Below are 10,827 nucleotides of genomic sequence, written 5' to 3'. Positions count from 1 at the left end.
TAAGACCATCAAGGAAATGAACGCGTCGCACTCGAAAAAGATGATCCTGATCGCCGCAGCCGCGATCGCGACGCCATTGAGCGGCTGTGTCGGCGCATCCGCCTCCAAGACGGAGGCTGTCTCGCCGCTTGCGCCACGTATCCAGGAACTGGTCGACGCCAATCGGCGCTATCCGCGCTGGGAGGACTTTCCGGCAGCGCCGACCGATCTGCCGCCGGTCACTCAGGTCGCGTCGAATGTGCAGCGTCTCCAAGGCGACAGCGCGACGCTGACCAGCGAGATCGCACGAATCGACTGGACGCTCGGCGACGCCGAGGCGCTCGCCGCCGAAACACGCGCGGCCGTGAACGCCGTTCCGGTGTCGCCCGACGCCGTCCGAACCCAGGCGGATATCGAGGCCTTCGCCCAAAGTCTGCGTGACAGGGCCAAGGCTCCACCGCCGCTCGACCGTCGCCCGACGCGATGACCGGTCGCGCGGGAGGCAGAATCCCGCGATAATGTGCTGATGGCAGACGACGGCGGCGCAAAGACACTGAACGCATTCCTCGGCGTGTCTCGATCCCTGTCCGGGCGCGCCTGGCGTCAACGTCCGGCCGATGCCGCAACCACGCGCGCGCACATGCAGACCCTGAATCTGGAAGAGCTGCTGGCCCGAGCGCTGGCCTCGCGGGGTGTTCGCGCAGACCAGGGCCAAGATTTCCTCACCCCGACCCTGCGCGCCCTGTTTCCCGATCCTTCAAGCTTCATGGACATGGATACGGCCGCCGATGCGATCCTGAACGCATTACAGGCCAAGGCGAACATTCATGTGTTCGCCGACTATGACGTGGACGGGGCCTCCAGCGCGGCGCTGCTGGTGCGTTGGTTTCGGGCGATGGGCCATCCGCTTCCGATCTATGTTCCGGACCGGATGACTGAAGGGTACGGCCCCAGCGCCAGGGCCTTCGACACGCTGAAGGCGTCGGGCGCGGACCTGGTCATTACGGTGGATTGTGGGGCGGCGGCGAACGAAGCCCTGGCCCATGCGGCCGCCATCGCCCTGAACGTTGTCGTGATCGATCACCACCTGATGCGCAGCGAGCCGCCGACGGCGTTGGCGGTCGTCAACCCGAACCGGCCGGGCTGCAATTCGGGTCAGGGAAATCTGGCGGCGGCGGGCGTCGTGTTCGTGCTTCTGGCGGCGCTGAACCGGGAGGGGCGGCGTCGGGGCCTGTTCGCCGAGAGGATCGAGCCGGACATTCGTCAGTGGCTGGATCTGGCGGCCCTAGGCGCCATCTGCGACGTGACCGGGCTAACCGGCTTCAATCGCGCGCTGACCGGCCTTGGTCTGAAGGTCATGAGCGACTGGCGCAATCCGGGTCTGCGCGCGCTGTTGGCGGCGGCCGGCGCCGAACCGGGACCGGCCAAGAGCAATCATGCCGGTTTCATCCTGGGACCGCGCATCAATGCGGGAGGACGCATCGGTCGCTCCGACCTCGGCGCGCGGTTGTTGTCGACGGATGATCCGGCCGAGGCCGAGGCCCTGGCGATCGAGCTCGATGCCCTGAACGTGTCACGGCGCGATGTCGAGCGAGCCGTCACCGACGCCGCCGTTCGTCGAGTCGAGGCGACCGGCGCCCATGCCGACGAGAGCGCCGTCGTCGTGGTCGCGGGCGAGGACTGGCATCCGGGCGTCGTCGGGATCGTCGCCGGCCGTTTGCGCGAGCGCTGGCGCAAGCCGGTGATCGTCATTGGCGTCGATCCCGTCACCGGTCTCGGGAAGGGCTCGGGCCGGTCACAGCCAGGCATGAACCTGGGACGCGCGATCCAGGCGGCATGGGAGAGCGGGATCCTGCTCGCTGGCGGCGGTCATGCCATGGCGGCAGGCCTGACGATGGACGGTGCGCGCGTGTCCGAGCTGACCGTCTTCCTGAACGAGAGACTCGCCACCGAAAGGGTCGAAGCTGTCGCACAGGACGTGCTTGAGATCGACGCCCTGATCGACCCTGCGGCGGCGACGCGCGATCTGTTCGAATCGTTCGAGCGTCTGGCCCCATTCGGCCCTGCCAACCCGGAACCCAGCTTCGCCCTAAGCGGGGTTCAAGCCCGCGAACCCGTCGCCATGAATGGCGGTCACGTGCGGTGCCGGCTGGTCGGCCCGGATGGCGCGTCGGTCAAGGCCATCGCCTGGCGCTGCGCCGATCTGCCGACGGGCCAGGCCTTGCTGTCGGGGCAGGGCGGGCTGAGTGTCGTGGGCCGGCTGAAGGCTGACGACTGGAATGGCCGCAAGGGCGTGCAGTTCGAGATCGAGGATGTCGCCGATCCTCGAATGATCTGACGACCTCTCCAAAAAACTGAAAATCCACGCTTGCACCGCCCCGAGGGCGCGGCTATATCGCCGGCTCTCCCGCGCAGCGGTCCCTTCGTCTATCGGTTAGGACGTCAGGTTTTCAACCTGAAAAGAGGGGTTCGATTCCCCTAGGGACTGCCACGCGGGCAGGACTATGGTTGAGCCTTTTGAGGCTCCCGCCAAACAGCCTAAACAAAATTGCAGACGAAACAGGCGCTCATTCGCCGGCATCCGTAACGCGCGTTTGCACTCCCACACGCAAGCTTCTGCATAGACGCGCCTTTTCCGCTTTTCAAAATTTCGCGGAACGGTGTTAAATATAAAACGAGTCCGCTGGAGGCGCGGGCGGGGGTTTTTAAGTGTCTGACTTTAGAGAGACGGAAACGGCGCAGACCGTTCGCGTCACTGGGCGCGTGAAGTGGTTCGACGCCGTCAAGGGCTATGGGTTCATCGTCCCTGACGATCCGACCCTGACCGAAACAAGAGACGTCCTGCTGCATATCAGCAGCCTGCGCGATCTCGGCCGTGACGCGGCCGATGAAGGCGCGACCATCACCTGCGACTGCGTCAAGCGCGCCAAGGGTTGGCAGACGATCGAGATCCATGACCTGGGCGAGGGCGAAGCGACGCCGGCCGTGCGTCGACCTGTGACTTCGCCGCCGCCGCGGCCGGTCGCCGAAAGTGACGAACAGCTGGAGACCGCCCTGGTCAAATGGTTCAATCGCACCAAGGGCTACGGATTCGTCGTGCGTGATCGCGAGCCGGGCGATATCTTCGTCCACATCGAAACCCTACGTCGCTGCGGCCTGGATGATCTGATTCCGGGCGATGCGGTGCGGGTGCGATTCGCCAACGGGCCCAAGGGTCTGGTGGTGGCGGACATCAGAACGGGCGACTGATCCAGCGCTCAGGAGAGGCGTATGATCAAGGCGACGAGACGTTTTGCGATGGCCGGGCTTATTATGCTCGCGCTTGCCGGATGCGCGGCCAAGGCGCCGGTCGGTCCCAATGGCGAGCCGCTGCAAAAGTTGGCCGTCGTGACCACGTCGGGCGAGCATCAGTTCTGGGTCGAGATCGCGGACGAAGAGCCCGAACGTCAACGGGGGCTGATGTTCCGTCCACCGCTGGAGGCCGACCGCGGCATGCTGTTCCAATGGCCGGGAGAAGCGCCGCGCGAGCAAAGCTTCTGGATGCGCAACACGCCGAGTTCGCTGGACATTCTGTATATCGATCCGCAGGGCCGGATCGTCTCCATCGCTTCGCACGCCACGCCGTTCTCCGAGGCGCCGATACCTTCCAATGGCGCCGCCAACGGCGTCCTGGAACTGCGGGCAGGGCGGGCGGCCGAAATCAACGCCAAGCCCGGCGACAAAGTTTTACATCCTTATTTCAAGCCTTGATTGCGGATCGCGTCGCGAAGTGCCAATAGAGCGCTCCGTTCGGTCCGGGGTGTAGCGCAGCCTGGTAGCGCATCTGGTTTGGGACCAGAGGGTCGGAGGTTCGAATCCTCTCGCCCCGACCAACGGAAGGCCGCTGGATCATATGTCCGGCGCGCGTTATGGCAGGGTCACAGACCACGCCGTCACTGAGGATTTCGCCATGTTGGCTCGCATCTACCGCCCGGCCAAAACTGCGATGCAGTCGGGCAAGGCCAAGAGCCGCGACTGGCGGTTGGAATTCGAACCCGCGTCGGCGCGCACCATCGATCCGCTAATGGGCTGGACCAGCTCCACCGACATGAACGGCCAGGTTCGGCTGAGCTTCGAATCGAAGGAAGAAGCGATCGAATACGCCGAACGTCATGGCATCGCCTTCCGCTTGCACGAGCCGAACGATCCGCCAGTGATCATCAAGGCCTATGCCGACAATTTCGCTACCAACCGCAAGCAGTCCTGGACGCACTGACGTCTAACGTCTTGCCAGAGCGCCCATAGCTCAACCGGATAGAGCACCCGCCTTCTAAGCGGGATGTTGCAGGTTCGAGTCCTGCTGGGCGCGCCATCTCCGGCGCCTTCGAGGGGCTGATCCATGACCGAGCATCAGGCCTCGTCCAGCCAAGCCGTCCTTGTCGCCGCGCTCTACCGGTTCGCGCCGGTTGCCGACCCCGACCCCGACGCCGTACGCAAGACGCTTCAGGCGGTCTGCGACGCTGGGCAGGTGAGGGGGACCCTGCTTGTCGCGCCGGAAGGTCTGAACGGCACCATCGCCGGATCAGAGGCGGCCATCGCAGCGGTGCTGTCCGCGATCCATGCCATGCGAGGCTTCGAGACGCTCGAACTCAAATACGCCTGGACCGACGCCCTGCCTTTCCACCGGATGAAGGTGCGCGTCAAACGCGAGATCGTCACCATGGGACAGCCGGATCTGGACCCTGCGAACCAGGCGGGCGTCTACGTTGCGCCCACGGACTGGAACGCCCTGATCGCCGATCCCGAGACCTTGGTAATCGATACGCGCAACGACTATGAGGGCGAGATCGGCGCGTTCGAACGGGCCGTCCAGCCGAATACTCGAAGCTTTCGCGATTTCCCAGACTGGTTTCGCAGCGAAGGTCGCGCCCTGATTGAGCAGACCGGCGCCAAGCGCGTGGCCATGTACTGCACCGGCGGCATTCGCTGCGAAAAATCGACCGCCTTCCTGAAGGCCGAGGGCGTGGAGAACGTCCACCATCTGGAAGGCGGCATCCTTCGGTATCTTGAGACTGTAGGCGAGGATCAGAGCCTATGGCGTGGAGAGTGTTTCGTCTTTGACGAACGCGTCTCGGTCGGGCACGGCCTGAGGCAAGGTCCCCACACCTTGTGCCGGGGATGTCGTCTGCCCGTGGATGAGGCCGGTCGGGCTTCGCCGCACTATATCGAAGGCGTGTGCTGCGAGCGCTGTCACGACGCCCGCGACGCGGTCCAGCGGCAGCGATATGCCGAGCGGCACAGGCAGATGCAGATAGCCCGCGAGCGGGGCGAAACGCATCTGGGGTCAGCTCAGAAAGACTAATATCGCCTCATCGCCGGGGCGGGCGAGGGAAGAACGCGCTGGTGCGGGCGGCATAGGCCTCGAACGCCTTGGGTCGCGACTGTCGCATATGCTCTTCCAGCAAGGGCACGCCGGACACCTTGGTCAAAAGCCAGTACATATACGCTGGCCCTGTCAGCGCCAGCCAACCCCAAGGCCATTCACCGCTCAGATTGATGGCGAACACAGGCCAGGCGCACCAACTCACCCATTCGAAAAAGTAGTTTGGGTGGCGTGACCAGGCCCACAGACCGATATCGCAGACTCCGCCCCTGTTGGCCGGATTACGTTTAAAGGCCGCCAGTTGGCGATCGGAAACAGCTTCGCCAATCAGGGCTCCGACAAAGATTAGTGTCGCTAAGACATCCTGGAGCGTCAGGCCCGGCGCTGGGTTGCGCGCCGCCGCCATCACGCTTAGCGCCAGGAAGGCTGCGGCTCCGGCTTGCAACATGAGGAAGCCGAACATCTTCACCTGAAAACCGGCGCCCCAGTCCTCTCGCAGACGCGCGTAGCGAGCGTCTTCGCGCTCCTCGTGGGCGGCGCGAACAGCGATGTGAGATCCTAGCCGCAAGCCCCAAAGGCCAATCAGCAGCGCTGCGAGATACTGGCGCAACGACGGAGTGGCGCCGTCGATCGGAAACAGCGCGACGCCGACGCCGGCTGCTCCCAGTCCGAGCGACCAGAAGGCGTCCGCCCAACCGCCCTGACCGGTTCGTTTCTGAACCAGCCAGGCCGTAGACATGACAACAACGAGAAATAGGGCCGCGACACCCCAAATGGTCGCAAGAGCCGTCACAGGCGAACGAAGGGCTGGATCAGCTTGCCGACCCACCCATCCAGCTGAATCTGACCGTCAAGCGCGACGACGCACAGACACGGCTCGTCCGACACGACACGGGGTTGATGCAGCACCTCCGGATCCGCCTCTTCAAAGTCCCCCACATCGAACCGCTCGGTTTCGGTCGCATAGGCGCCGGAGATGACGCAGGTCAGCTCGACGCCGCCATGCGTGTGTTTTGGCGTCTCACGACCCGATTCGATCTTCAGAAGAATGACACGGCAATCCCCATCCCGCGGCGCATGGACATCGCGCACGCGCATGCCGGGCCCGACCCAGCGCCATGGACCCAGCGCATAGCGTCGCAGCGGCTCGGGCAGCTCGGGCATGTCGTTCAGGGGCGCGCTGTGTCTGGCCTTGCCGGCATCCGTCTCGATCCGCGCCATCGCCAAGGCGAGCGCATCATTCGACAAGGGGGAGGGGAGCGTCTCGTTTAAGAACTCGCCGCCGACCGACTGCAGGTCGCGCACCCAGGCGTCATTGGCCGGCCGCATCGCCAGATGGGCCGCCATCACCACAGCCTCGGGCGGGCTGAGCGTGCCGGCCGCATAGGCCAGCAAACGTTCTTCGGAGGGATTGCGCTGAGGTTTCATCGCGCAGCCTCCTCGGACGGCGCGAGGATCATACGAAGCTTGGTCATGGCGTTACGAATACGGGATTTGACGGTGCCGAGCGGCAGGCCGAGATGTTTGGCGATCTCGGAATGAGAGTTGTCCATGAAGAAGGCCAAACGCAGGACCTCGACGTGGTCAGCGCTGAGCCGGGCCAGAGCGTCGCGCACGCGGTCCGCGTCTTGCGACATCGACAGCAGTTCATCGGGTCGGCGAACGTCGTCCCCCGCCAGCTCGATTTCGGGCGTCGGCAGGGGACGCGCGTCACGACGAAGCATGTCCAGCCGACGGTTGCGAGCGATGGTGAAAATCCACGTGGCGGCGCGCGCCTTGGACGAATCAAACAGATCGGCTTTGCGCCACACGGTCAGCATGGCGTCCTGCGCGAAGTCCTCGGCCGCGCCAGGCGTCGCGCCCGACTTGATCAGCCAGGCCTTCAGCCGCGGCGCGAAATAGGCGAAGAGCGCAGCGAACGCGTCACGATCGCGTCTCAGGGCGATCTGTTCGATCAGCCGATCATGCAGCAGCGGATCAGGCAAGCTGTCGAGCGCCTTCATGCGGTTTGACCGACATGGCGTTGATGCGAAGGATAACGGCTCGGCATGCATGAACACTAATACGCTCAGCGGAAATGTCTGGATCAATCGCGATCCGAACATGACGGCGACCCGTAATCCGTTCATGCCCTAGCGATTGCGCTGCGGCGTATCTTTCGGAGTTTTCATGCCCCTGTCGTCCGCGACGCCCTCTGCCGAACGTCAAAAGATCGCTGTGGTCGGATCTGGCGTCGCCGCTCTGTCTTCGGCCTGGCTTCTGTCGAAACGCCATGACGTGACGCTTTACGAAAAGGGCGACCGGCTGGGCGGGCATTCCAATACAGTTATGGCCGGCGTGCCTTCTGGCGACATCGCCGTCGACACCGGCTTCATCTGCTTTAACGACGCGACCTATCCCAATCTTATAGCCCTGTTCGAGCATTTGGGGATCGCGACACGGGCGACGGATATGTCCTTCGCCGTCTCCCTGGATGATGGGCGGTTCGAATATGCCGCGCCGGGCCTATTTGCTCAGCGTCGCAACGCCCTGCGTCCTCGCTTCTGGTCCATGCTGAGCGAAATTCTGCGCTTCTATCGCGAGGCGCCAAAGGATTTGGCTGCGATGTCTGATTCTTCGCTGACGCTCGGCGACTATTTGAAGCGCGAAGGGTTCAGCGAGGCGTTCCGCGACGATCACCTGCTGCCCATGGCCGCCGCGATCTGGTCATCGCCGGCGCACACGCTGATGGACTATCCGGCCGAGTCCTTCATCCGTTTCTGCGGCAATCACGGTCTGCTGAAACTGGTGGGACGCCCGCTGTGGCGCACTGTCGAGGGTGGCAGCCGCGTCTATGTCGAACATCTCGCTCGCGCCATCCAGGACATTCGGCTGGACCATGGCGTCACTGCGGTGCGGCGCAGCGACCAGGGCGTCTTCGTTCACGACAGCCAAGGCGGGATCGAGCGCTACGACCAAGTTGTGATCGGGTCCCATGCCGACCAGGCTCTGGCGATGGTGGCCGAACCGACGGCGCAGGAGAAGGCGCTGCTCGGCGCTTTCCGGTACAGCCGAAATCTGACCGTCCTGCATACCGACGCCGGCCTGATGCCGCATCGTCGTCGCGCCTGGGCCAGCTGGAACTATATTGGCGCGGACGACGGCCTTTGCGTCACTTATTGGATGAACCGCCTGCAAGGCCTGCCGGGCGACGATCTGTTCGTGACGCTCAATCCACCGCGTCCACCGCGCGCCGACACGATTTTACGCAGCGAACTGTACGAGCACCCCATCTTCGATCCTGCGGCCATAAAGGCGCAAAAGCAGTTGTGGAGCCTGCAAGGGCAGGGGGGCGTCTGGTTCTGCGGGGCCCATTTCGGCGCCGGCTTCCACGAGGATGGCCTGCAATCCGGCCTCGCCGTCGCCGAGCAACTCGGCGGCGTACGTCGCCCTTGGTCTGTCGCCAACGAAAGCGGTCGCATTCATTTGACGACGCCGGCGAGCGCTCAGCTGGAACGTGCCGCGTGATATTCAGCTCGGCCCTTTATCGCGGCCGGGTCATGCACCGACGCCTTCGCCCCAAGACCCATAGGCTGAACTATCGCGTCTTCTGGCTTCTGCTTGACCTGTCGGAAATCGATGATGTGGACGCGCGCCTGCGCCTGTTTTCGCGCAATCGGTTCAATCTCTTGTCCTTCCACGACAAGGATTACGGAGACGGTTCTGGCGCTCTGCGTCCTCAGGTGGATGCGTGGATGGCTCAAGCCGGCATCGATCTCGCAGGCGGACCTGTCCGCCTGTTAACCATGCCGCGCGTCCTTGGATACGTCTTCAACCCGATCAGCATTTACTATTGCCATTGGCCGAACGGACGGTTGGCCGCCATGGTGTACGAGGTGACCAGCACCTTCGGCATCCGCCACGCCTATGTCATTCCGATCCCGATCGAGGATCGGGCCGCAGGCGTCATTCGTCAGGGCGCGGCCAAGGCGCTCTATGTGTCGCCATTCATGGGCATGGAGATGGATTACCAGTTCCGTGGCCATACGCCGGGCGATCGCCTGGACATGACCATCGATGGGCTAGATGCCGAAGGCGTGCTGATCACGGCCGCTATGGCGGCCAAGCGGGAACGCCTGGAGGATCGCAACATCGCCGCTGCGACAGCAGCAATCCCGCTGATGACGTTCAAGGTGGTCGCGGCGATCCATTGGGAGGCGCTGAAGCTATGGCTCAAGGGTGTTGGTCTGACACAGCAGCCCAAACGGCAGACACGCCAGTGAGTGTCCAACACCAAGCTCAGGAAAGCCGTGTAGCCGACCATGATTGATTCCGGCTTTTGTCGCGATTGATTGCCGCCTCATGCGCTCCATAGCGTCGCGGAAATTGTGAAATTTCCCAAATTGCGGAGGACCATTTGGCTCACAATTACTACCGTCAGGCCTGAAGAAGCAATTGTGGTATCGGTCATTGCTAGCGCGGCCATGCCTAAAGGCGTTTGTTAATTGGCGATAGGAGTCGCCAATCATGCCTTCCGCATCCAGTGCCTATGAAGAACGGCTTAGACGACGATTTGTCGTTGCACGTCGGATAGCGGCTGGCGAATTCGGTGGCTATGCGCTGCCCGAAAGCGTTCTGAAGCAAACCTTAAATGTCTCCTTGAAAACCCATCAAGGCGACATCAGACGAGCCAAGGTCTTCGACACATTCGAAGCTTGGAAACCCGGAAAAACAGGACCCAAGCCAGGTACTCGAATCTCGACACGGTTGATGAGGATCATCGAAGCTTGGACGTATGAAAGAGCGAGCAAAAAGCGAAATGACCGGAAGCTGAGCGCCGATCTCGCGTCTCACTTCGAGATCAACGGAGTGCCGGCAGCGGAGCAGCCATCAGAGTCGACTATACGGCGCGCCATTCTATGCATTTACAAACGTGATCCGGCGCATTTCGCCTCGCAACGTCACGGTCGGGCGGGGCGTCGCCTACACATGCTCCAGAAAGGTACTTTGGAAGCCGAAAGGCCTCTTCAGTTTGTCATCATCGATCACACGCCAGCCGACGTGAAGGTGCTGAGCATCGAGCGACCTGATGACGTCGTTCGGCCCACGCTGACGACGGCTACAGACCTGTTTACGGGCGTGAAGCTTGCCGGCTTTCTCTCCAGGTTTCCGCCCGGACGAGAAACCGTGGCGATGGCCATGGCGATGGTCGTGACCAACAAAACGCACTTGCTACGTACCTATCTGGTGCCGGGAGAATGGGAGTGTAGCGGCCTTCCAGAATGCGTCATGGTCGATGGTGCTGGAGAGTTCGACAACGACACCTTCAAATGGTCCTGTGATCGATACGGCATCGACCTGGAGATCGGGCTGCCGGGGTTGCCAGAGGCGCGGTCTCCGCATGAGCGCGCTTTCAGAACCCTGAATTCTGATATTCACGAGTGGCCGGGCACTACGCTCAGCAATCCGCAAATGTTGAAAAACCACTGACGTGCCCCTGAGTTTTC

The 10,827-nt window shown here is 62.9% G+C and carries 12 protein-coding genes and 3 tRNA genes; 12 read left to right on the top strand and 3 right to left on the bottom strand.

Annotated elements, in window-relative coordinates; genetic code table 11:
- Positions 1-40 precede the first annotated feature (40 nt).
- The 9 genes from VH88_RS13625 (at position 41) to VH88_RS13585 (ending at position 5,320) form a co-directional block, all read left to right on the top strand.
- Positions 41-466 carry a hypothetical protein gene (locus VH88_RS13625; RefSeq protein WP_197071091.1) on the top strand — a complete coding sequence of 142 codons (426 nt, stop codon included), beginning with the start codon at positions 41-43 and terminating at the stop codon, positions 464-466.
- A gap of 39 nt (positions 467-505) precedes the next feature.
- Positions 506-2,317, top strand: a complete 1,812-nt coding sequence (recJ, locus tag VH88_RS13620) for a single-stranded-DNA-specific exonuclease RecJ (protein WP_045811720.1) — start codon at positions 506-508, stop codon at positions 2,315-2,317.
- 78 nt (positions 2,318-2,395) lie between these two features.
- Positions 2,396-2,470 (top strand) — tRNA-Glu (locus VH88_RS13615).
- Between the two features lie 218 nt (positions 2,471-2,688).
- Complete coding sequence (locus VH88_RS13610) at positions 2,689-3,228, top strand: cold-shock protein (protein WP_045811719.1); 540 nt, start codon at positions 2,689-2,691, stop codon at positions 3,226-3,228.
- A gap of 21 nt (positions 3,229-3,249) precedes the next feature.
- A complete protein-coding gene (locus VH88_RS13605) occupies positions 3,250-3,729 on the top strand; it encodes a DUF192 domain-containing protein (RefSeq protein ID WP_052689615.1) in 480 nt (159 codons plus the stop codon).
- A 45-nt stretch (positions 3,730-3,774) separates the two neighbouring features.
- Positions 3,775-3,851, top strand: a tRNA-Pro gene (locus tag VH88_RS13600).
- 20 nt (positions 3,852-3,871) lie between these two features.
- Positions 3,872-4,234, top strand: coding sequence for an ETC complex I subunit (locus VH88_RS13595; protein ID WP_082064508.1), 363 nt, complete (start codon positions 3,872-3,874; stop codon positions 4,232-4,234).
- Between the two features lie 19 nt (positions 4,235-4,253).
- Positions 4,254-4,330 (top strand) — tRNA-Arg (locus VH88_RS13590).
- Positions 4,331-4,357: 27 nt separating this feature from the next.
- Positions 4,358-5,320 (top strand): rhodanese-related sulfurtransferase, encoded by a 963-nt coding sequence (locus VH88_RS13585; RefSeq protein WP_045811718.1) that lies wholly within the window; start codon positions 4,358-4,360, stop codon positions 5,318-5,320.
- A gap of 7 nt (positions 5,321-5,327) precedes the next feature.
- Here the strand turns inward: VH88_RS13585 and VH88_RS13580 are convergent, their stop codons facing one another.
- From VH88_RS13580 to VH88_RS13570, 3 genes are read right to left on the bottom strand one after another with little or no spacing between them, the layout of a single operon-like run.
- Entirely contained in the window at positions 5,328-6,134 is an 807-nt protein-coding gene (locus tag VH88_RS13580; protein WP_082064507.1) for a DUF1295 domain-containing protein, read from the bottom strand.
- Positions 6,131-6,769, bottom strand: coding sequence for a ChrR family anti-sigma-E factor (locus VH88_RS13575; protein WP_045811717.1), 639 nt, complete (start codon positions 6,767-6,769; stop codon positions 6,131-6,133). The genes VH88_RS13580 and VH88_RS13575 overlap by 4 nt, the downstream gene beginning before the upstream one ends.
- Entirely contained in the window at positions 6,766-7,344 is a 579-nt protein-coding gene (locus VH88_RS13570) for a sigma-70 family RNA polymerase sigma factor (protein ID WP_045811716.1), read from the bottom strand. Before VH88_RS13570 ends, VH88_RS13575 begins: the two co-directional genes overlap by 4 nt.
- 166 nt (positions 7,345-7,510) lie before the next feature.
- Here VH88_RS13570 and VH88_RS13565 point away from each other — a divergent pair, with 166 nt between their 5' ends.
- From VH88_RS13565 to VH88_RS13555, 3 genes are all read left to right on the top strand, one after another.
- The gene (locus VH88_RS13565) at positions 7,511-8,848 is read left to right on the top strand and encodes an NAD(P)/FAD-dependent oxidoreductase (protein WP_045811715.1); all 1,338 of its coding nucleotides are present in this window, start codon (positions 7,511-7,513) and stop codon (positions 8,846-8,848) included.
- A gap of 32 nt (positions 8,849-8,880) precedes the next feature.
- Complete coding sequence (locus VH88_RS13560) at positions 8,881-9,603, top strand: DUF1365 domain-containing protein (RefSeq protein WP_045811762.1); 723 nt, start codon at positions 8,881-8,883, stop codon at positions 9,601-9,603.
- Between the two features lie 244 nt (positions 9,604-9,847).
- The gene (locus VH88_RS13555; RefSeq protein WP_156146847.1) at positions 9,848-10,810 is read left to right on the top strand and encodes a hypothetical protein; all 963 of its coding nucleotides are present in this window, start codon (positions 9,848-9,850) and stop codon (positions 10,808-10,810) included.
- Positions 10,811-10,827: the final 17 nt, after the last annotated feature.

Origin of the sequence: Brevundimonas sp. KM4 (assembly GCF_000964075.1) — a bacterium.
Taxonomy (GTDB): domain Bacteria; phylum Pseudomonadota; class Alphaproteobacteria; order Caulobacterales; family Caulobacteraceae; genus Brevundimonas; species Brevundimonas huaxiensis.
The sequence above is the reverse complement of the archived record's forward strand: the minus strand, read 5'-3'. Positions and strand labels throughout refer to the sequence as shown.

Excerpts from the sequence above, each read along its gene's own strand:
- VH88_RS13565 (WP_045811715.1), top strand. The coding sequence starts at position 7,511 with ATGCCCCTGTCGTCCGCGACGCCCTCTGCCGAACGTCAAAAGATCGCT.
- VH88_RS13570 (WP_045811716.1), bottom strand. The coding sequence starts at position 7,344 with ATGAAGGCGCTCGACAGCTTGCCTGATCCGCTGCTGCATGATCGGCTG.
- VH88_RS13595 (WP_082064508.1), top strand. The coding sequence starts at position 3,872 with ATGTCCGGCGCGCGTTATGGCAGGGTCACAGACCACGCCGTCACTGAG.
- VH88_RS13555 (WP_156146847.1), top strand. The coding sequence starts at position 9,848 with ATGCCTTCCGCATCCAGTGCCTATGAAGAACGGCTTAGACGACGATTT.
- recJ (WP_045811720.1), top strand. The coding sequence starts at position 506 with ATGGCAGACGACGGCGGCGCAAAGACACTGAACGCATTCCTCGGCGTG.
- VH88_RS13575 (WP_045811717.1), bottom strand. The coding sequence starts at position 6,769 with ATGAAACCTCAGCGCAATCCCTCCGAAGAACGTTTGCTGGCCTATGCG.
- VH88_RS13560 (WP_045811762.1), top strand. The coding sequence starts at position 8,881 with ATGCACCGACGCCTTCGCCCCAAGACCCATAGGCTGAACTATCGCGTC.
- VH88_RS13625 (WP_197071091.1), top strand. The coding sequence starts at position 41 with ATGATCCTGATCGCCGCAGCCGCGATCGCGACGCCATTGAGCGGCTGT.
- VH88_RS13605 (WP_052689615.1), top strand. The coding sequence starts at position 3,250 with ATGATCAAGGCGACGAGACGTTTTGCGATGGCCGGGCTTATTATGCTC.
- VH88_RS13585 (WP_045811718.1), top strand. The coding sequence starts at position 4,358 with ATGACCGAGCATCAGGCCTCGTCCAGCCAAGCCGTCCTTGTCGCCGCG.